The organism is Streptomyces sp. NBC_01176 (assembly GCF_045039825.1).
In the GTDB taxonomy this organism is placed as follows: domain Bacteria; phylum Actinomycetota; class Actinomycetes; order Streptomycetales; family Streptomycetaceae; genus Streptomyces.
This window is the reverse complement of the sequence record NZ_CP108600.1, coordinates 6,778,269-6,799,076: the sequence shown is the minus strand read 5'-3', so window position 1 is coordinate 6,799,076 and position 20,808 is coordinate 6,778,269. Positions and strand designations below refer to the sequence as shown.

General features: G+C 70.3%; 17 protein-coding genes. 8 read left to right on the top strand and 9 right to left on the bottom strand.

The genetic code is table 11. The annotated features are described in order from the left end of the window. Positions 1-63: 63 nt before the first annotated feature. From OG199_RS29390 to OG199_RS29370, 5 genes are all read right to left on the bottom strand, one after another. Entirely contained in the window at positions 64-1,446 is a 1,383-nt protein-coding gene (locus OG199_RS29390; RefSeq protein ID WP_405832013.1) for an alpha-amylase family protein, read from the bottom strand. 236 nt (positions 1,447-1,682) lie between these two features. Beyond that, positions 1,683-3,362, bottom strand: a complete 1,680-nt coding sequence (locus tag OG199_RS29385; protein WP_405832012.1) for a glycoside hydrolase family 13 protein — start codon at positions 3,360-3,362, stop codon at positions 1,683-1,685. 227 nt (positions 3,363-3,589) lie between these two features. Next, on the bottom strand, positions 3,590-4,498 hold the full coding sequence (locus OG199_RS29380; protein ID WP_356806564.1) for an ABC transporter permease subunit: 909 nt from the start codon (positions 4,496-4,498) through the stop codon (positions 3,590-3,592). A 13-nt stretch (positions 4,499-4,511) separates the two neighbouring features. Beyond that, positions 4,512-5,516, bottom strand: a complete 1,005-nt coding sequence (locus tag OG199_RS29375; RefSeq protein ID WP_266698742.1) for a carbohydrate ABC transporter permease — start codon at positions 5,514-5,516, stop codon at positions 4,512-4,514. Between the two features lie 109 nt (positions 5,517-5,625). After that, positions 5,626-6,900, bottom strand: coding sequence for an extracellular solute-binding protein (locus tag OG199_RS29370; protein WP_356806562.1), 1,275 nt, complete (start codon positions 6,898-6,900; stop codon positions 5,626-5,628). A gap of 467 nt (positions 6,901-7,367) precedes the next feature. Between OG199_RS29370 and OG199_RS29365 the strand changes: the two genes are divergently transcribed. Further along, on the top strand, positions 7,368-8,402 hold the full coding sequence (locus OG199_RS29365) for a LacI family DNA-binding transcriptional regulator (protein ID WP_356806560.1): 1,035 nt from the start codon (positions 7,368-7,370) through the stop codon (positions 8,400-8,402). A 110-nt stretch (positions 8,403-8,512) separates the two neighbouring features. After that, positions 8,513-9,373, top strand: coding sequence for a phosphatase PAP2 family protein (locus tag OG199_RS29360; protein ID WP_405832009.1), 861 nt, complete (start codon positions 8,513-8,515; stop codon positions 9,371-9,373). A gap of 450 nt (positions 9,374-9,823) precedes the next feature. Here the strand turns inward: OG199_RS29360 and OG199_RS29355 are convergent, their stop codons facing one another. Continuing rightward, positions 9,824-12,820: a bifunctional [glutamine synthetase] adenylyltransferase/[glutamine synthetase]-adenylyl-L-tyrosine phosphorylase gene (locus OG199_RS29355; protein ID WP_401798798.1), complete on the bottom strand. Its 2,997-nt coding sequence runs from the start codon at positions 12,818-12,820 to the stop codon at positions 9,824-9,826. Between the two features lie 191 nt (positions 12,821-13,011). Between OG199_RS29355 and OG199_RS29350 the strand changes: the two genes are divergently transcribed. The 4 genes from OG199_RS29350 to OG199_RS29335 all read left to right on the top strand — a co-directional run bounded on the left by OG199_RS29350 (position 13,012) and on the right by OG199_RS29335 (position 17,040). Next, complete coding sequence (locus OG199_RS29350) at positions 13,012-13,527, top strand: pyridoxamine 5'-phosphate oxidase family protein (RefSeq protein ID WP_356800872.1); 516 nt, start codon at positions 13,012-13,014, stop codon at positions 13,525-13,527. A 180-nt stretch (positions 13,528-13,707) separates the two neighbouring features. Further along, positions 13,708-14,595 carry an alkaline phosphatase family protein gene (locus OG199_RS29345; RefSeq protein ID WP_356800871.1) on the top strand — a complete coding sequence of 296 codons (888 nt, stop codon included), beginning with the start codon at positions 13,708-13,710 and terminating at the stop codon, positions 14,593-14,595. 1 nt (position 14,596) lies between these two features. Continuing rightward, positions 14,597-16,009: an MFS transporter gene (locus OG199_RS29340; protein WP_405832008.1), complete on the top strand. Its 1,413-nt coding sequence runs from the start codon at positions 14,597-14,599 to the stop codon at positions 16,007-16,009. Continuing rightward, positions 16,006-17,040, top strand: coding sequence for a TolB family protein (locus OG199_RS29335; RefSeq protein ID WP_405832007.1), 1,035 nt, complete (start codon positions 16,006-16,008; stop codon positions 17,038-17,040). Before OG199_RS29340 ends, OG199_RS29335 begins: the two co-directional genes overlap by 4 nt. 131 nt (positions 17,041-17,171) lie before the next feature. On the opposite strand, the gene OG199_RS29330 is transcribed toward OG199_RS29335, so the two are convergent. Further along, complete coding sequence (locus OG199_RS29330; RefSeq protein WP_405832005.1) at positions 17,172-17,675, bottom strand: GNAT family N-acetyltransferase; 504 nt, start codon at positions 17,673-17,675, stop codon at positions 17,172-17,174. A 144-nt stretch (positions 17,676-17,819) separates the two neighbouring features. On the opposite strand from OG199_RS29330, the gene OG199_RS29325 reads away from it, so the two are divergent. Further along, positions 17,820-18,215, top strand: a complete 396-nt coding sequence (locus OG199_RS29325; RefSeq protein WP_356800867.1) for a hypothetical protein — start codon at positions 17,820-17,822, stop codon at positions 18,213-18,215. A 19-nt stretch (positions 18,216-18,234) separates the two neighbouring features. Then, positions 18,235-18,540 (top strand): hypothetical protein, encoded by a 306-nt coding sequence (locus tag OG199_RS29320; protein ID WP_401798804.1) that lies wholly within the window; start codon positions 18,235-18,237, stop codon positions 18,538-18,540. Positions 18,541-18,658: 118 nt separating this feature from the next. Here the strand turns inward: OG199_RS29320 and OG199_RS29315 are convergent, their stop codons facing one another. Continuing rightward, the gene (locus OG199_RS29315) at positions 18,659-19,867 is read right to left on the bottom strand and encodes an IS701 family transposase (protein WP_405827786.1); all 1,209 of its coding nucleotides are present in this window, start codon (positions 19,865-19,867) and stop codon (positions 18,659-18,661) included. A gap of 158 nt (positions 19,868-20,025) precedes the next feature. Further along, positions 20,026-20,646 (bottom strand): TetR family transcriptional regulator, encoded by a 621-nt coding sequence (locus tag OG199_RS29310; RefSeq protein ID WP_356800865.1) that lies wholly within the window; start codon positions 20,644-20,646, stop codon positions 20,026-20,028. Between the last annotated feature and the right edge of the window lie 162 nt (positions 20,647-20,808).

The window sequence follows — 20,808 nt, the reverse complement described above, 5'->3', positions numbered from 1 at the left end:
CGCGTGACCGTATCGCTCACGCAAGGTTTACAGCAAGAGTCTTGCAAGGTGCGGAAAGACTTTTCAGCAGCTGGACTTGCCCGCGTAGAGGGCGAGTGCCGTGTTGGCGCCCAGCGTCGCCGTGAACTGCCCCGAACCGTTCACCGTGACCTGCGTGTTGTTCTGCACGTTGCAGTAGGTGCCTGCCGCGAGGGACGTCATGTACGTCCGACTCAGCGAGGAGGTCTCGTGGTTGATGGCGACGAAGCCCTTGCTGCCGCGGCCGAAGGCGATGGCGTCGTTGCCGTCGTCCCACCAGTTGGTCAGCACCTGTCCGCGGGTGGCGTTGCGGAAGGCCACCATCGACTTGATCTCGGGCCAGGCGTGCTGGCACTTCCAGCCGTCCTGCCAGCAGGCGTTGACGGTGCCGCCGTTGGGTGGACCGGCGTCCGCGTCGGACCACTCGTAGCCGGAGTTGATGTCCGGGGCGCCGTACGGGTAGGCCAGCATGAAGACGTTGGCGAGCGTGTAGTTCGCGCCGTCCTTGTAGTTCAGGGTCGAGCCGTTGCGCTCGGTGTCGTGGTTGTCGACGAAGACGGCCGCGACGGAGCTGCTCATGTAGCCCCAGCCCTCGCCGTAGTTCTTCAGATAGGCGAGGTTCTCGTTGTTGAAGATCCGCTTGAGGTCGTACGCGTACCGGAACTCCTGGACGTCCCCGTTGCCCGTGTACTCGGTGGGCTGGACCGCCTCGCCGGAACCGTAGATGACCTCCTGCTTCCAGTACACGGACGGATTGCTGAGCCGGGACTTGATGTTGGCGAGGTCGGCCGCCGGGATGTGCTTGGCCGCGTCGATGCGGAAGCCGTCGACGCCGTACCCGAGCAGGGTGTTCATGTACCCGGCGATGGTGGACCGGACGTACTCCTCACCGGTGTCCAGGTCGGCGAGACCGACGAGTTCGCAGTTCTGGACGTTGGCGCGGTTGGTGTAGTCGCTGATCGTCGCCGTGCAGTCGTCCATGTCGTACGAGGAGTACAGGCCCGGGTAGTTGTACTTCGTGTACGAGGACCCGCCGGTTCCGGTGCCGGAACCGGCCGACATGTGGTTGATCACCGTGTCCGTCACGACCTTCACCCCGGCCGCGTGGCAGGTGCTGACCATGTTCCGGAAGGCGGTGGCGTCACCGAGCCGCCCGGCGATCCTGTAGCTCACGGGCTGGTACGAGGTCCACCACTGCGAGCCCTGTATGTGCTCGGCGGGCGGGGACACCTGGACGTAGCCGTAGCCGGCCGGGCCCAGCGTGTTGGTGCACTCCTTGGCGACGGAGTCGAACTTCCACTCGAAGAGGACGGCGGTGACGTCCTTGGTGCCGGGCGGGGAGGCCTGGGCGGTACCGGTGGGCAGGACCACCGAGGCCGCCATGCCCGCGGCGAGCGCGAGCGCGGTGGCAAGAGTTCTCTTGGCCATGTCATCTCCTGCACGTCGTTGTGCGGTGGGGGTGTACGGGCGCGGGTGACCGGGGCTCCGGGGTGCAAGTGGGGGGGCCTGGAAGGAAGTTGCCCAGTGAATCAGTCGGGCGTGAGCCGGAACGTATCCCTTGCCGCCAAGTTTCAGCAAGATGTCGTAAGGAATTTCAGTGCGTAAAAAAGTGGTGCCCCGGTCCAGGAGGACCGGGGCACCACTCAGCCGTCGTGGCGGGAGGGTCAGGCTGCCCACCACACGGTCGTGTCGGCCGGCAGCTTCGCCTCGCCGTCCCGCGACAGGGTCACCTCGCCGCTCGCGACGAGCACCCTGCCGTACGCCGGGACGGTCACGGACTCGCTCCCGGTGTTCGCGGTGCAGACGAACGCGCCCCGGCGGAAGGCGAGGACACCGTCCGGCGCGTCCAGCCAGCTGACGGTGTCGCCCGCCCCGAGGTCGGACCGCTCCCGCCGCACGGCGAGCGCGTCGCGGTACAGCTCCAGCGTGGAGCCGGCCACGCCGGTCTGCGCCTCGATGCTCAGCTCCGCCCACTCGGCGGGCTGCGGCAGCCAGCTGCCGCCGCTGCCGAAACCGTACGAGGAACCCGTCCGGGTCCACGGGATCGGCACCCGGCAGCCGTCTCGGAAGCCGTCCTGCCCGGCGCCCCGGAAGTAGGCGGGGTCCTGGCGCACCTCGTCGGGCAGGTCGACGACGTCGGGCAGGCCGAGCTCCTCGCCCTGGTAGAGGTAGGCGGAGCCGGGCAGCGCCAGCATCAGCAGGGTCGCCGCGCGGGCCCGGCGCAGTCCGAGCTCCCGGTCGCCCGCGGTGCGGATCTGGGTGCCGAGGCCCGCCTCGTTGGCGAACCGGGTGGCGTGCCGGGTCACGTCGTGGTTGGACAGCACCCAGGTGGAGGGGGCGCCGACCGGCCGCATCGCGTCGAGGGTCCGGTCGATGACGGAACGCAGCTCGGCCGCGTCCCAGTGGGTGCCCAGGTACTGGAAGTTGAAGGCCTGGTGCAGCTCGTCGGGACGCACGTAGTTCGCGGTGCGTTCGATCGTCGGGGTCCACGCCTCCGCGACGAAGATCCGCTCGCCCGAGTACTCGTCGAGGATCGTGCGCCACTGCCGGTACACGTCGTGCACGCCGTCCTGGTCGAAGAACGGCATGACATCGTTGCCCAGCAGCTTCAACTGGTCGTGGTCGCCGAGGTCCGGCAGACCCTCCGCCTTCACCAGTCCGTGCGCGACGTCGATACGGAAGCCGTCGACGCCCATGTCGAGCCAGAACCGCAGGATCGAGCGGAACTCGTCGCCCACGGCCGGGTGTTCCCAGTTGAAGTCCGGCTGCTCGGGCGCGAAGAGGTGCAGGTACCACTCGCCGGGGGTGCCGTCCGGCTCGGTGACCCGGGTCCAGGCGGGCCCGCCGAAGATGGACTCCCAGTCGTTGGGCGGCAGTTCGCCGTCCGCGCCCTTGCCGGAGCGGAAGTGGTAGCGGTCACGCAGGTCGGAGCCGGGGCCCTCCCGCAGGGCGCGCTTGAACCACTCGTGCTGGTCGGACGAGTGGTTGGGAACGAGGTCGACGATGATCCGCAGGTTGAGGTCGTGGGCGTCACGGATGAGGCCGTCGGCGTCCAGGAGACTGCCGAACATGGGGTCGACGGCCCGGTAGTCCGCCACGTCGTATCCGGCGTCGGCCTGCGGCGAGGCGTAGAAGGGACTGAGCCACACGGCGTCCACACCGAGGTCGCGCAGGTAGGGCAGTCGGGTACGTACGCCCTCCAGGTCGCCCATGCCGTCGCCGTTGCTGTCGGCGAAGCTGCGCGGATAGACCTGGTAGATCACCGCGTCGCGCCACCAGTCGCGACGGTCGGCGACGGTGGCGAGGGCGGAGTTCGGGGCCTGGTCGGCGGAGTGCTGGCTCATGGCGTCCTTGATGCGGTGGGGGTCCCCCCGCTCGGCCGAAGCCGAGAGGGGGGAGGAGTTCGAGGTGGGATCTCCCTCTCCGCCCGGGCTGGGCCCGGGGCGCGGGGAGGGAGGTGGTCGTCGGGTGGCGGAACGAGGCGGCCGCGGTGCCGGCGGGGTCGGATGGACACCGCGGCCGCCACCCGCGCGCGACGAGCGCGCGGGAGCCTGGGGGCTTCCCGGGCGGGTCAGCCCTTCGTGCCGCCGGCGGTGAGTCCGGTGACGAGGTTCTTCTGCACGAGGTAGAAGAACGCCGAGACGGGTATCGCGATGAGCACTGCCGTGGCGGCCATCAGGTTGCGCTGCGCGTCGTGCTCGCTGACGAAGCTCTGCAGGCCGACCGCGAAGGTGTACTTCGAGTCGTCGAGCATGAACGTGGAGGCGAACGCGACCTCACCGAAGGCGGTGATGAAGTTGTAGAAGGCGGCGACCGCGAGGCCCGGCTTGGCGAGCGGCAGGATCAGCCGGAAGAAGGTGCCGAAGGGGCTCAGCCCGTCGACCCGTCCGGCCTCGTCGATCTCGAACGGGATGGTGTCGAAGTAGCCCTTGAGCAGCCAGGCGCTGTAGGGCACCGCCGTCGAGCAGTAGACGAGGATCAGGCCGAGGTAGGAGTCGATGAGCTGCAGGTCCGAGAGGATCTGGTACATCGGCACGATCAGCACGGCGATCGGGAACATCTGCGTGACCAGCAGGACCCACATGAACTTCTTGTAGCCGGGGAAGCGCATGCGCGAGACGGCGTACCCGGTGGTGGCCGCGACCATCACACCGATGACCGTGGTGCCGAGCGAGACGATGAGCGAGCTCTTCATCCACTCGAAGAAGTTCGTGTGCTGGAGCACGAAGGAGTAGTTGTCGAACGTCATCTTGTCCCAGATGCGTCCGGGGTGCAGGTAGTCGTCCTTGTCCGGGCCGAGGGACAGGAAGATCAGCCAGGCGATCGGGAAGAGCGCGATCAGGCTCGCGACGATGAGGATGCCGTGGGAGGTGAGCGAGCCGACGAGCCCGCGCTCCCCGCGTCGGCGGGCCCGGACGGACGGTTCGCCGTGCGCGGGGACCTGCTCGGCCGGAGACGTCCGAAGGGTGGTGGTACTCATGGAGACTCCCGCCTCAGATCGCGAGCTGCTGGTCATTGCGGTTCAGCCAGCGGCGGTAGAAGGAGGTGAAGACGACGAGGATGGCCAGCAGCAGCATGCCGTAGGCGGCCGACTGCGCGAAGTCACGCGGCTGCTGTCCGAAGCCGAGGTAGTACGCCCAGGTGACCAGGATCTGCGCGTCCGGCGCGGTGTTGCCGAACAGCAGGAAGATCACGGCGAACTGGTTGAACGTCCAGATGATGCCGAGCAGGACGACGGTGGAGCTGACCGACCGCAGGCCCGGCAGGGTGACGTAGCGGAACTGCTGCCAGGCGTTCGCGCCGTCCATCTCCGCGGCCTCGTACAGCGTGCCGTCGATGGACTGCAGGCCGCCGAGGAGCGAGACCATCATGAAGGGCACACCGCACCAGGTGTTGACCATGATCGCCGCGAACCGCTGCCAGAAGGTGTCCTCCAGCCACAGCGGCGACGGCAGGTGCACCGCGTCGAGCATGGAGTTGATGATGCCGCCGTCCGCGAGCATGAAGCGCCAGCCGAAGACGGTGACGAACGTCGGCACGGCCCAGGGCAGCACCAGGAGCAGCCGGTAGAAGGTGCGGCCGCGCAGCTTCTGGTTGAGCAGCAGGGCGAGGCCGAGCCCGATGCAGTAGTGGAGGGCGACACAGAGCACCGTCCACACGATGGTCCAGATGAAGTGCGACCAGAAGCGGTCGTACGACGTCGGGCCCCACAGGATGTCCTTGTAGTTGTCGAGGCCGATGAACTTGTAGGTGGCGTCGATGTGGTTGACGCCGATCGTGCGGGCGGAGTTGAGGCTGTTGGCGTCCGTGAGCGTCAGGTAGAGGCCCCGCACCAGCGGATACAGCACCAGTCCGCCGAGCACGACGACCACCGGGGCGATCATCGCGTACGCGTACCAGTACTTCTGGTACCCGCGCTTGAGACGCTGGAGCCGACCGGGGCGTGACCCGCGGTCACCGACACGCTTTCCGGTCGCTCGGTCGATGGCGACTGTCATGGTTCGACACCTTCTGGAAGATCAGGGTTGGGGCCGTGCGCACGCCGGTGGCCGTCGGATCCCCTCCCCTCCCCCGGGGTCCGGGAGGGGATCCGACGGCCACACGGACTCACTTGCTGAAGTCCGGGACCAGCTTGGCGATCGCCAGTTCGACGTTGCTCAGGCCCTTGTCCAGGGACTCCTTGCCACCCGCGATCTTCGGCAGCTCGGTGTCGAGCGGGCCCCACAGCGAGCTGTACTCGGGCAGCGCCGGCCGCGGCTGGGCGGCCGCGAGCACCGTCTGGTAGCCGGCGATGCCCGGGTCGGCCTTGACGTCGCTGGTGTAGGCGTCGTCACGGGTGGGCAGCGTGGAGTTCTTGAGCGCGATCTTGGCCTGCGAGGCGGCCGAGGTCATGAACTTCACGAACTTCAGCGACGCCGCCTGGTGGGCCTTGTCGGACCCGGCGTAGACCGAGAGGTTGTGGCCGCCGGTCGGGGCGCCCGCCTTGCCGGTGGAGCCGGCCGGGACGGTGGCGATACCGAGGTTGGTCTTGTCCGTGAAGGCCGAGCCCTTGTAGAAGTTGGTGATCTCCCAGGGTCCCTGGACGATCGAGGCGACCTTGCCGTTGACGAACGCGTCCTGGATGTGGGCGTAGGCGTCGGCGGTGGTGTCGGCCTTGTGCAGTCCCTTGCCGGAGAACAGGCCCAGCCAGGTGCCGTACGCCTTCTGCGCGGCGGCCGAGTTCACGGTGATCTTCTTGGCCGAGGCGTCGACGGTGTCGGTGCCCTCGCCGTAGAGGAACGACTGCGCGTAGTACGCCTGCGTCGAGCCCCAGTAGCCGTCGACGCCCGTCTTCTGCTTGATCGTGGCGGCGGCCTTCTTCAGGTCGTCCCAGGTCTTGGGGGCCTCGGTGATGCCGGCCTTCTTGTACAGCGCCTTGTTGTAGACGAGCGCGAGGGTGTCGGTCACCAGCGGGACACCGTACGTCTTGCCGTCGAACTTGGCCTGCTCGATCAGGCTGGGCTGGAACTTGGCCTGGTCCGCGAGGGCCTCGGTGCCGTCCAGCGGCAGGAAGAAGCCCTTCTTCGCGAACGCCGGGGTCCAGCCCACCTCCGAGCGCAGGATGTCCGGGGCGCCCTTGGAGCCGGCGGCCGTGTCGAACTTGTTCTGCGCCTGGTCGAAGGGGACGTTGACGTACTTGACCTTGATGTCCGGGTTGGCCTTCTCGAACTGCTGGGCCAGTGCCTTGTACGTCGGCGCCTCATTGGTGGCGTTGGAGGTGTCCCACCAGGTGATGGTGGTGGGGCCGTCCGACTTGTCGCTGCCGCTGTCACTGCCGCCGCAGGCCGTCGCCGCGAGGGCGAGGGACGCCACCAGCGCGGTGGCCGCTATGCCACGCCGCATGAGATCTCCTTGAGGGTGAAAGCCCGAGTGGGTGGGGAAGCGGTCCCGCCCGCTCCCCTTGCCGACTTGCCGACTGCGCCGTTGCGTCCGCCGGGCGACGTGAACGTAACAGCGTTGTAAGCGGTGCGAAAGACCTTGCAGCAAAAAAGTGCAAGGACTGCCGAGAGTTACCCGCCCGTGACCGGGCGGCGATGGTACGGAAACCCTTGTCCGAGGCCGCTCAGCGGGCAGCGGAGCCCCTGTGCAAGACTCTGCAAGCTCTTGCCATACCCGCCCCGTACGGGGATCATCGGCCCGTCAGCGCCTTGCAGGAGCCACCCCTTCCCGCGGCGCACGTCCGGGACGCCGAGCCGACCAGAACACGAGGGAGCGCGATGACGCAGCAGCCCGGAGCGGGCCGATCAACCGCCCGCACACGGCGTCTGGTTGGTGGGCAGGGCGAGAACCGGCAGGTACAGTCCCATCCCGTGACCACACGGCTTGCCGACATCGCAGCCCAGGCGGGGGTCAGTGAGGCGACTGTCAGCCGCGTCCTGAACGGGAAGCCCGGTGTCGCCGCGACCACCCGCCAGTCCGTCCTGGCCGCGCTCGACGTGCTGGGCTACGAGCGCCCGGTCCGGTTGCGGCAGCGCAGCGAGGGCCTGGTGGGCCTGATCACCCCCGAGCTGGAGAACCCGATATTCCCCGCGCTGGCGCAGGTCATCGGGCAGGCGCTGACCCGCCAGGGGTACACCCCGGTCCTCGCGACCCAGACGCCGGGCGGCTCGACCGAGGACGAACTGACGGAGATGCTGGTGGACCGGGGAGTCGCCGGCATCATCTTCGTCTCCGGGCTGCACGCGGACACCTCGGCGGACATGCAGCGCTACGAGCAGCTGCGCGCCCAGGGGGTCCCCTTCGTCCTGGTCGACGGGTTCTCGCCGAAGGTGCAGGCGCCGTTCATCTCGCCCGACGACCGCGCGGCGATGGACCTGGCGGTCACGCACCTCGTCTCGCTCGGGCACACCCACATCGGGCTCGCCCTGGGTCCGAAGCGGTTCGTGCCCGTGCAGCGCAAGATCGAGGGCTTCGTGCGCACGATGCAGGAGCAGCTGGGGCTCGCTCCCGCCGATGTCGAGGAGCGACTGGTCCAGCACTCGCTGTACACCCTGGAGGGCGGGCAGGCCGCGGCCGCCGCGCTCATCGAACGGGACTGCACCGCGATCGTCTGCGCCAGCGACATGATGGCTCTCGGGGCGATACGGGCGGCGCGCGGGCGCGGCCTGGACGTACCGAAGGACATATCCGTCGTGGGCTTCGACGACTCACCGCTGATCGCCTTCACCGACCCGCCCCTGACGACGATCCGCAAGCCGGTGCCGGCCATGGGGCAGGCGGCGGTGCGGACGCTGCTGGAGGAGATCGGGGGGACTCCGGCTCCGCACAGTGAGTTCGTGTTCATGCCGGAACTGGTGGTGCGCGGTTCGACCGCTTCGGCCCCTGGGGACCGACATCGTCCCTAGGGACGATCCCCTACGCCACTCGTAGCGGTCCGTTCGGTGTAGAACGTGCGGCCAGGACCCGACCAGGGGATGATCGGTCGCGGAACGCTTTTCTGGCAGACTTTGCGCCTATGGGTGAGACGACCGTGACGACACTGGAAGGCCAGGACCGGGCCGCTCCACGCCCCGTCGCGGAGGACCGTGCGGGAAAGACCTTCCTGCGCCGTCTGCGTACTCCGCGTCGCCCCCGCTTCTGGTTCGAGATCCTGCTCATCGCGGCGAGTTACTGGACGTACTCGCTGATCCGCAACGCCGTGCCGGAGCAGAGGGGCAAGGCCCTGCGCAACGCGGACTGGATCTGGCGCGTGGAGCATGATCTCGGGATCGCGGTCGAGCAGTCGGTCAACCATGCCGTCAACTCGGCGACATGGCTGATCATCGGGATGAACTACTACTACGCGACGCTGCACTTCGTGGTGACGCTGGCCGTCCTGGTCTGGCTCTACCACAGCCATCCGGGCCGCTACGCGGCGGCGCGTCTGGCCCTGTTCGCCACGACGGCGGTGGCCCTGGTCGGCTACTACTTCTTCCCGCTCGCCCCGCCCCGCCTGATGAACGGCGGCCACTTCGTGGACACGGTCGTCGTCCACCACACCTGGGGCTCGATGGCCTCCGGCGACCTCAAGCACATGTCGAACCAGTACGCCGCGATGCCGTCGATGCACATCGGCTGGTCGCTCTGGTGCGGCCTGACGATCTTCGCCCTGTCCTCGGCACCGTGGGCCCGCGTCCTGGGCCTCCTCTATCCGGCGGCCACCCTGCTGGTCATCGTCTCCACCGCCAACCACTTCTGGCTCGACGCGGTCGGCGGCATGCTCTGCCTTGCCTTCGGCTTCACGGTGGCCCGCCTCTGGTACGGCACCCTGCCGTACGCGCTGCCGCGCTGGGTACCCGGGACGCGGGGGAAACCCATGCTCCCCCTCAAGGCCTGACAACGCCCCTCCAGAGCCCCTCTGCCCTCCCCAGGCACCCGCACCCGGCGACGCACGCGAGGGGCCGTGCCGGTACGTCGCAGCCCGTCGCTTACGCCCGGATCGAGCAGCGGCTCCCGTACCCGGCCCACGCCTGATCCAACGGCGACGGGCTCGACGTACCGGCACGGCCCCGCCCCCACCACCGCCCGCAACCGCACCCGCACCCGCACCCGGCAACGCACGCGAGGGGCCGCAGCCGCAGCCGGCGCACGCACCCGCACCCGGCAACGCACGCGAGGGGCCGTGCCGGTACGTCGCAGCCCGTCGCTTACGCCCGGATCGAGCAGCGGCTCCCGTACCCGGCCCACGCCTGATCCAACGGCGACGGGCTCGACGTACCGGCACGGCCCCGCCCCCACCACCGCCCGCAACCGCACCCGCACCCGCACCCGCACCCGCCCCGACGCTTCACGCCCCGTAGAACAACTCGTCCACCACGGCCCGCGCCCGCCGAGTGGTCCGCCGGTAGTCGTCGAGCATGTCGCCCACATGACCGGGCCCGTACCCCAGGTATCGCCCCACGGCGGCCAGTTCCCGCCCGTCGGACGGAAACGTGTCCCCGGCCCGCCCCCGCACCAGCATGACGGCATTGCGCACCCGCGTGGCCAGCACCCACGCCTCGTCGAGGATCGCCGCGTCCTCCCCCGACACCAGCTCCGCCGCGCACGCGGCCGCCAGCGCCTCCCGCGTCCGCGTGGTCCGCAGCCCCGGTTCGTCCCACCCGTGCCGCAACTGGAACAGCTGCACCGTCCACTCCACGTCGGACAGCCCGCCCCGCCCCAGTTTGGTGTGCAGCGTCGGATCCGCCCCGCGAGGCATCCGCTCCGACTCCATCCGGGCCTTCAGCCGCCGTATCTCCCGTACGGCGTCCTCGCCCAGCCCCTCCGCCGGATACCGCAGCGGATCGACGAGCTCGATGAACCGACGCCCCAGATCCTCGTCCCCGGCCACGAACTCGGCCCGCAGCAGCGCCTGCGACTCCCACACCAGCGACCACCGCCGGTAGTACGCCTCGTACGACTTCAGCGAGCGCACGAGCGGCCCGGACTTCCCCTCGGGCCGCAGATCCGCGTCGATCAGCAGCGGCGGATCCGCGCTGGAGACCTGGAGCAGCCGCCGCATCTCGGACACCACGGCACTGGCGGCCCGGGACGCCTCGTGCTCGTCCACGCCCTCCCGGGGCTCGTGCACGAACAGCACGTCCGCGTCGGACCCGTAGCCGAGCTCGTGCCCTCCGAACCGTCCCATCGCGATCACCGCGAACCGGGTGGGCAGAGTGTCCCCCCACCCGTCCCGCACCACGGCCCGCAGGGTCCCCGCGAGCGTCGCCGCGGTCAGGTCGGACACCGCACCGCCGACCTGGTCCACGAGGGCGCCCTGGTCGGCGACGACGGGCGTCTCCTCGGTGCCGTAGGAGGCGACGATGTCGGCCGCGGCGGTACGGAAGAGCTCCCGCCGCCGCACCCCGCGCGCGGCGGTGACCGCCTGTTCACCCCCGGCGGCCCGCCGCACCGCCGCGAGCACCTCCTGCTCCAGATGCGCCCGGGCACGCGGCTCCAGCCCGCCGCCGTCCCCGTCGCCGAGCAGCGCGACCGCCTCCGGGGCGCGCATCAGCAGGTCGGGGGCGAGCCGCCCCGCGGACAGCACGCGCGCGAGGTTCTCGGCCGCGGCGCCTTCGTCCCTCAACAGCCTCAGGTACCAAGGGGTCTTCCCCAGCGCGTCCGAGACCTTGCGGAAGTTGAGCAGGCCGGCGTCGGGTTCGGCGGAGTCCGCGAACCATCCCAACAGCACGGGCAGCAGGGTCCGTTGGATGGCCGCCTTGCGCGAGACGCCGGAGGCCAGCGCCTCCAGGTGCCGCAGGGCGGCGGCCGGGTCGGCGTATCCGAGCGCGACCAGCCGCTCCCGGGCCGCGTCCGCGCTCAGCCGGGCCTCGCCGGTGGCGAGTTGGGCGACGGCGTCGAGCAGCGGCCGGTAGAAGAGCTTCTCGTGCAGCCGCCGCACCACGGCCCGGTGCCGCTTCCACTCGCGCTTCAGCTCGACGACCGGATCGACACGCAGCCCCAACGACCGTCCGATGCGCCGCAGATCGGCACTGTCCTCCGGCACCAGATGGGTCCGCCGCAGCCGGTAGAGCTGTATGCGGTGCTCCATCAGTCTCAGGAACCGGTAGGAGTCGTCGAGCTGGACGGCGTCGGCACGCCCCACGTACCCGCCCGCGGCGAGTGCCTTCAAGGCGTCGAGCGTGGTGCCGCTGCGCAGCGAGGAATCGGCCCGGCCGTGCACCAACTGCAGCAGCTGCACGGCGAATTCGACGTCCCTCAGCCCTCCCGGCCCGAGTTTCAGCTCCCGGTCGACCTCGGCCACGGGGATGTTCTCGACCACCCGGCGCCGCATCTTCTGCACGTCGGCGACGAAGTTGTCGCGCTCGGCGGCGTGCCAGACGAGCGGCGCGAGCGTGGCCACGTACTCCGCGCCGAGCTCGATGTCCCCGGCGACCGGCCGCGCCTTGAGCAGTGCCTGGAACTCCCAGGTCTTGGCCCATCGCTGGTAGTAGGCGAGATGGCTGCTGAGCGTGCGGACGAGCGGCCCGTTGCGCCCCTCGGGCCGCAGGTTGGCGTCGACGGGCCAGATGCTGCCCTCGACGGTCGTCTCGGAGCAGATCCGCATCATGTGGGCGGCGAGCCGGGTGGCGGCCTGGATCGCCTTGCCCTCGTCGGCCCCGTCGACCGCCTCCCCCACGAAGATCACGTCGACGTCGGACACGTAGTTGAGTTCGTGCCCGCCGCACTTGCCCATCGCGACGACGGCGAGCCGGCACAGCGCGGCGTCGCCGGGCGCGGCGTCGCCGGCGATGGCGAGTGCGGCGCGCAGGGTGGCGGTGGCGAGGTCGGCGAGTTCGGCGGCGGTCTGGGCGAGGTCGGTGGTGCCGCACACGTCGCGGGCGGCGATGGACAGCAGACAGCGCCGGTAGGCGACCCGCAGCGAGACGGGGTCCTTCGCCTCCGCGAGGCCGCGCTCGAACTCCGCCACTCCGGGATGCAGGTCCTGCGGCTCGTAGGTGACGAGTTCCTGCCAGTCGCCCGGATGGCGGGCGAGGTGGTCGGCGAGGGCGGCGGAGGCGCCGAGCACGCCGAGCAGCCGGTCGCGCAGCGGTTTGGCGGCGACCAGGGTGTCGAGGAGTTCACGCTCGGCCGCGTGGCTGCCCTGCGCTTCGACCAGCCGGACCAGTCCGAGCAGTGCGAGATCCGGGTCGGCGGTCTTCCCGAGTGCTTCGAGGAGCACCGGATCGGCCCTTATGGGCGCGAGCTGGTCGCTCTCCAGGAGCCGCTCGGCCGCCGAGGCATCGGTGAAGCCGTGCCGCAGCAGCCGTGTGAAGGTACTGCTTCTGCGCCCCGGCGCCGTCATCCTCGGCCTCCCTCGGATCGAAGTCGCACCACCGGTCCGGTCAGCGTCGCGCGGCCGGTCCGATCAAGGTCGTACGAGCCCGAGCCTAACCGGAGAGGCGTGCGGAAGCGCCGGGGCGTGCGGGGACTCCTCCCGGGCGGGACCATGGCGTCGCAGCAGGAGAGCCCTTGGTCGTCGCAGGAGGAGAGCCCATGACGGACACATCACCGAGGACCGATGTCGATGCCCGCTACAGCAGCCCGGGCGCGGCGGCGACCCCCTGGCCCGAGGCCGTGGAGCGGCTGGCCGCGGCCGAGCTGTACTGGCTGTCGACGGTGCGGCCGGACGGCCGCCCGCACGTGACCCCGCTGCTGGGCGTCTGGCGGGACGGGGCGCTGCACTTCGCCACGGGGGCGGGCGAGCGCAAGGCCATGAACCTGGCGGAGAACCCGTACGTCGTCCTCACCACCGGGGTGAACACCTGGGCCGAGGGCTGCGACCTCGTCGTCGAGGGCGAGGCGGTGCGCGTGACCGACGTGGCCCGGCTGCGGGAACTCGCCGGGGCGTGGGAGGGGAAGTACGGCGCCGCGTGGCGTTTCGAGGTGCGCGAGGACGGCGCGTTCCAGGACAAGTACGGTCCCGCGTTCGTCTTCGCCGTGGCGCCGCGCACCGCGTTCGGTTTCGGCAAGGGGGAGCCGTTCAGCCAGACGCGCTGGCGTTTCGCCTGACGTGCGGCGGGGCGGTGAGGGGGACGGAAACGGGTGCGCCGAAGGGACGACGAAGCGGGCAGTTCACCAGGTCTTCATCCACCGGGTCGAGTGCCGTGAGGCGGTCGAACGCTGGCGTGTACATGCTCTGTTCGCACTGTCATCCTCACTGTCACCTCATCCCCCACCCGGAGGTCTGAAGTGTCCGGCAGAACCGTGTACCGCCGCCGCCGTGCCGTCGTGGCGTCCGCCCTCGCCTTCACCGCGGCCGCGGTGGGGCTGTGGACCGGGCTCGGCGGCTCCACCACCGCACATGCCGCGGCCGGGGTCCCGACCCCGGACCACGTGGTCGTCGTGGTCTTCGAGAACCACGCGTACAGCCAGGTGATCGGCTCCTCCAGCGCCCCGTACATCAACTCGCTCAAGGCAGGGGGCGCCAACCTCTCCCAGTCCTACGCCGAGACGCACCCGAGCCAGCCCAACTACTACGCCCTGTTCTCCGGCTCCACCCAGGGCGTCACGGACGACAGCTGCGTCCGGCCCGGCTTCTCCTCCGCGCCGAACCTCGCCTCCGAGCTGATCGCCGCGGGCAGGACCTGGGCGAGCTACAACGAGACGCTGCCCAGCCAGGGCTCCACGACGTGCAGCAGCGGCAAGTACGCGCAGAAGCACAACCCGTGGTTCGGCTTCAGCAACGTGCCGACGTCGAGCGCGAAGACCTTCGCGCAGTTCCCGACCGACTACACGACGCTGCCGCAGGTCTCCTTCGTCGTCCCGAACCTGTGCAGCGACATGCACGACTGCTCGGTGTCCTCCGGCGACACCTGGCTGAAGAGCAACCTGGGCGCCTACGCCACCTGGGCCAAGACCCACAACAGCCTGCTCGTCGTCACCTTCGACGAGGACAACCGGCTCAGCGGCAACAAGATCCCCACGGTGCTCTACGGCCAGCGGGTGACGGCGGGATCCTCGTCCACCACCACCTACAACCACTACGACCTGCTGCGCACCCTGGAGGACATGCACGGCCTGCCGCACGCCGGCAACGCCGCCTCCGGCAAGGACATCACCGGCATCTGGACGTCCTGACATGTATGTGGCGGACAGCCGCGCCGGTGCGCGTACGGCGTCCGCGGAAGGCGCCGCCCGGCCTCGTGCCGGGCGGCGCCGCGCCGCGGTCGCGCCCACGGTGCTGGCGCTCGGCACGGTCAGTCTGATCACCGACGTCTCGTCGGAGATGGTCACCGCGGTGCTCCCGCTGTACCTGGTGACGGGCCTCGGCCTGTCCCCGCTGGGTTTCGGCCTGCTGGACGGCATCTACAACGGCTTCTCGGCCCTCGTCCGGCTGGTCGGGGGCCACCTGGCCGACCGTGGCGGCGGCCGCCACAAGTGGGTGGCGGGCTTCGGCTACGGGCTCTCGGCGGCCTGCAAACCCCTGCTCCTGCTGGCGCACTCGCTGACCCCGATCGGCCTCGTCCTGGCCGCCGACCGCACCGGCAAGGGCCTGCGCACCGCCCCGCGCGACGCGCTGATCTCCCTGTCGAGCACCCCCGCGACGCGTGGCCGCGCCTTCGGCGTGCACCGGGCCATGGACACGGCGGGCGCGCTGCTGGGCCCGCTGGTCGCCTTCCTGATCCTGCGGGCGACGGTGGACGGCTACGACGCCGTGTTCACGGTCAGCTTCTGCGTGGCCGTGGTGGGCGTACTGGTGCTGGTGCTGTTCGTGCCGGGAGGCACCCGCACGAAGGCCGGCGTGCGGCCCACGGGGTCCACGGAGGCGACGCGGTCCCCACGGCCGAAGGAGGCGACGCGGTCCGCGCGCTCCAGGGTGACGACGGAGTCGGAGCCACCGCCGACCGGGGCCGAGTCGCCGCCGACCGGAGAGGACCCCGCCGGGACGACCGCACCTCCCACCCTGCGCGCGGCCCTGTCCCTGCTCGCCACCCCGGCCGTACGCCGCATCACCCTGTGCGCCCTCCTGCTGGGCCTCGCGACGGTCAGCGACGCCTTCGTCTTCCTGCTCCTCCAGCGGCGCCTGGGCGTACCGGACCGCTGGTTCGCGCTGCTCCCCCTCGGAACGGCGGCCGCGTTCCTCCTCCTGGCCGTCCCGCTGGGCCGCCTCGCCGACCGGATCGGCAGCCGGCGGCTCTTCCTGGCCGGCCACGGCGCCCTGCTGCTCGTGTACGCCCTGCTGCTCTCGGCCTGGCACGGGACGGCGCTTCCGTACGTGGTCCTGCTCCTGCACGGCGGCTTCTACGCGGCCACCGACGGCGTGCTGATGGCCGCGGCCTCGGAGAGCGTGCCGGAGGAGCTGCGCTCGTCCGGGCTGGCCCTCGTCCAGACGGGCCAGGCGCTGGCCCGCTTCGTCTGCTCGCTCGGCTTCGGCGCCGCCTGGACGGCCTGGGGCGACCGTACGGCGCTCACCGGGTCGGCCGTGCTGCTCGCGCTCGGAGTCCTGGTCTCGCTCACCCTGCGCCCCACCCCTCCGGAAGGCCCCGCATGACCCTCCGTACGCGTCTCCTGGTGCTGGTCTCGGCCCTCGTCGTGCTGGCGGGCGTCGGCACGGCGTCCGTCCTGCACGCCTCGGCCCGCGCCGACCGCCGCGACCACGCCGTACCCGGTGGCCCGAAGATCACCGCCGGGCCGGTGGCGCTCACCACGCCGGGCCGCATGATCTTCCGGAACATGGCGTGGGGCCCGCACCGCGACGAACTGACGTCGGTCCCGGCGTCGGACCCGTCGGGCCCGAGGACGGCCTCGAAGGTGAAGTGCCTGCGCTTCTACGCGGCCGGGGGCACGGGGGTCTGTCTGCAGTCGTTGCACGGCCCGGTCCAGGACACCTACCGGGCCGTCGTCCTCGACTCCCGTCTGAGGGTGACGGCACGCTACGACGTCCCCGGCATCCCGTCCCGCGCCCGCGTCTCCCCCAGCGGCCGCTATGCCGCCTGGACCGCGTTCGTGGGCGGCGACTCGTACGCGGGCACGAACTTCTCGACCCGCGCGGCGGTCGTCGACACCCGCACGGGACGGCTGACTCCGTCCCTGGAGGCGTTCCGCGTCGTGAAGGACGGCAGGACGTACCACGCGGCGGACGTCAACTTCTGGGGTGTCACCTTCGCCGCCGACGACCGCACGTTCTACGCGACGCTCGCCACCGGCGGCAGGACGTACCTGGTCCGGGGCGACCTGCGCGCCCGCACCCTGACCACCGTCCACCCGAACGTCGAGTGCCCGTCGCTCTCCCCCGACGGCACCCGCGTCGCCTACAAGAAGCGGGTGAAGGGCCTCCCGAAGGACGCCCCGTGGCACCTGTACGTCCTGGACCTCCGCACCCTGCGCGAAACCCCGCTCGCCGAGTCCCGCAGCGTCGACGACCAGGCCGTCTGGCGCGACGACCACACCCTCGTCTACGCCCTCCCCGGGGACTACGGAGCCGACCTCTACACCGTCCCGTCCGACGGCACGGGAACGCCGCGGCGCATCAGTACCGCGGCGGTGTCTCCGGCGTACGTGAACCGGCCGACGCCGGAATGAGCCGCACGCAACCGTCCGCCACCCGGCGTCGGACGGTCCGCCAAGTGCCGTGACGGGCGGCCTGTCCCGCTCGCACCCACTTGGGCACGGCGCGGTACACGCGACCCTCGCATTCCTGGGGCGCGCCCCCGTCACGGCAACGAGCGTGTGAGCCACACGACTTCACCGCTGTCGTCCGTGGAAACGTGATCCCTCTCGAACCCGAGCTTCTCAAGGACACGGAGCGACGGCGTGTTCCATGCGCCGACGGTCGACCAGAGCCGTTTCCGTCCGGTCGCGACCGCGGCGTCGAGCACCGCGCCGGCCGCCTCGGTGGCGTAGCCGCGCCCGTGCGCGCGCTGGAACAACTCGTACGCGATTTCGGGCTCCTCGACGGTGGAGCGGCCGATGATCAACCCGCAGTAGCCGATGAAGTCGCCTTCGACCCGGCGCCGGATGGGCAGCAGGGCGATCCCCGTCTCCGCCGTCGCGGTGAGCAGCTTCGCGATGGACGTCCGGGTGTGCTCCACCGTGGGCGTCCCGTTGCCGCGTTCGGAGAGGAGGGCGCTGAACTCGGCGGCGTCCGACTCGGCCCACGGCCGCAGTATCAGCCGCTCGGTCTCCAGGTGGGACGACATCGTCTCGTACGTGGACATGCCCTCACTCTGCCCCACGGGTCACCACGGACCACAACTGGAGTACGGGCGAGGCCCCCTGAATCGTGATCAAGAAATCGGTGCCTTCTCCCGCCGGACCGTGGATAGTGTTCCGAACTGTCGTCACTCCGGGGGGACATGACCGTGACCAAGTACCTGAGAGCCGTTCTCACCGCCGTGCTCGCCGCCACGCTGCCGGTCTCGATCACCGCCTGCGGCGCGTCGTCCGCGCCGCACGTCGCGGCGGCCGGCACGACCGGCTCGAAGACGGCCGAGGCGCGCCGTTCCGCGGATCCCGAGCCGGTCGCCGCCGTCATGCCCGACGTGGTCGGCGGCAATGCCGGGCGTGCGCGGGAGCAGATGAGCGCCTCGATCGACATGACCTTCGAGGACGCGAGCGGACAGGGCCGGTCCGTGGACGACCCGACCGGGTGGAAGATCTGCAGCTCCCGGCCCGGACCGAACCAGCAGATCACCGATCTCCCCGTGGTCTTCGGTGTGGTGAGAGTCTCCGAGAGCTGCCGCACGGTGCCGAAGTGACGTCTGCTTCGATCACTGCGTGACACGTACTGACGAGAGGGCCGACGGCGGCGCAGGACGGAGGAGACTGGCCGTGGTGTTCGGCGGAGCTTCCGTCGTGTGCTGGTTCTGCTGCCCCTTCTGGATGATCGTGTGGCCGCTCGCCCTGCCCATCGGTCTCACCGGTGTCGTCCGGGGACTCATCGAGTGCCGGGCCGCCTCCCGGCTGGGCGTCAGCCGCACCCAGCCCCTGACCGGGTTGGTCCTCGGGACGATAGGGACGGCGGCGGCGGCCGCGTACATGATCTTCGTGTTCACGCATCCGGACCTGCCGATCCAGGACTAGGTCCTAGTAGTGCTTGGTCATGTTGGTGCGGGGTCTGGCATGTCACGGTGACAGGTGGGGCAGGCGCCGGTCCAGATCACGAGGAGTATCTGCAGCTCGCGGACGACTCGGTAGAGGGTCAGGCCGGCGCCGTCTCTTTTGGGGATCGGTTCAGTCGTTGCAGGGTGCAGAAGGCGTGGGCGACCGAGACGAGGGTGACGTGGTGGTGCCAGCCTGGCCAGGTCCGGCCTTCGAAGTGGGCCAGGCCCAGGGCCTGTTTCATCTCGCGGTAGTCGTTCTCGATGCGCCAGCGGAGCTTCGCGGTGCGCACGAGGACGGGCAACGGGGTGGTCTCGGGCAGGTTGGAGAGCCAGAACTGCACGGGCTCGTCCTGGTCGGCGGGCCATTCGGCCAGCAGCCAGCGGACCGGAAGCCCGGTGCCGGCCGTGGCCTTGCGGATCTCACGCCCGGCGGGCCGGATCCGCAGGGCCACGAAGCGCGAGTACATGCGCTTGTGCCCACTGCGGCCACTGCCCGGCCGTGATCCCTCCCTCCACTGCACCGGCCGTGCGGATGATTTACCGGCCGCGATGACCAGGCTCTTCACCCTCTGGGCAGGCTCGGGGTAGGCAGGAACCGGCGGTCTGCCCCGGCCTGTGTGGGCCGGGGTGCAGGGCTGTGCGTCCTCGGGTTGCGCGGTGGTCGTGGTCGAGATGCCCACCACGTAGTCGAGACCGCGTTCTTCCAGGCCGAGCCGGAAGGCGGCGGTGTCGCCATAGCCGCCGTCGGCGATGACCTGGGGCACCTCGATGCCCCAGGACCGCGTCTCGTCGATCATGTCGAGGGCCAGCTGCCACTTCTCGACATGGCCGATCTGGGCGGGGATGGCGCACTTGTCACGGCGGGCCACCTTGGCCGGATCGGCCTTCGGCGAGGCGGGATCCCAGCTCCCGGGCAGGAACAGACGCCAGTTCACCGCCACCGAGGCTCCGTTGGAAGCAAGGTGCAGCGAGACCCCGGCCTGGCAGTTGGTGACCTTGCCCGCGGTGCCGGTGTACTGCCGGGTCACGCACGCCGACGCATCCCCGTCCTTGAGGAACCCGGTGTCATCGATGACCAGCGCGGTGGGCTTGATGACCGGCTGCATACGCCAGGCCAACCGGGCCCGCACATGCGCCGCATCCCACGGGCTGGAGGTGACGAAGTGGGCCAGGGCCTGCCGGTTACCGTCCTCGCCCAAGCGGGCAGCCATCGGCTCCACCGACTTGCGCCCGCCGTCCAGCAGCAGCCCCCGTAGATAGACCCCGCCCCACCGTCGCTGATCCGCCCGCGCGAACGGCTCGAACATCTCCGCCGCGAAGTCCTCCAGATCACACCGGACCGCAGCCAGCTCCCCACTCAGCACACCCGATCAACGACACGACCGATCAAGAAGACACGCCGTCACGGACCGCACATGACCAAGCCCTACTAGGACCAGGTCCTGGTCGTCCTCTCAGGGGCGGGTCAGTCCGTGCGCCGCCGCGGTTCCGACTGATCGGCGCCGCTCCCGAGGAGGGCCGTGCGCGCGGCCCCCAGCAGTTCTTCGGAGAGCGGGTCGTCCCGGGTGGCGCGGGCGAGGACCAGGGCTCCGACCATGGTGCAGAGCTGGGCCATCCCGTCGTCGTCGCCGGTGGCCAGCCGCGCGGCGCGGTTGCGTACGCCGTTCCTGTAGATGTGGCGGACGTCGGCGGCCTGGTCGGGTTCACGCCCCAGGTCGGCGGCGAATCCGGAGACGGGGCAGCCGTCCCCGCTGTGATCGCGGTGCCAGACCGAGAGATAGTCCTCGATCAGTTTCCGGCGGGCCTCCTCATGCTCCCCGGCCTGCCCCTCGGCGAGCTCCCCGGCCTGCCCCTCCGAGGTCACCCCCGAGTGCGCCGCCTGCTCCTCGAAGGCGTGCGTGATCGCCTCGCCGATCAGGTCCTCCTTCGAGGCGAACTGCTTGTGGAACCCGCCGTGGGTGAGCCCGGCGGACTTCATCAGGTCGGCGATGCTGACCGCGGTGCCCTTCTCACGGAACATCCGGGACGCGGTGGCTACGACGCGCTGCCGGTTCTCCTCTGCTTGCGCCCGGGACACGCGGCCCAACGGAATCACTCTCCTCAGTAGATGTGGCTTGCCATCTATCCTACCCTCCGTTTAGATTGCTAGCGACATCTATTTACGCCGATGGGATCAACCGGCAGGTCGGCAGGACCACGCGCCGCCTCCCATCGTCCGAGGGCGGGCGCCCCGCGCACCGCGCACCGC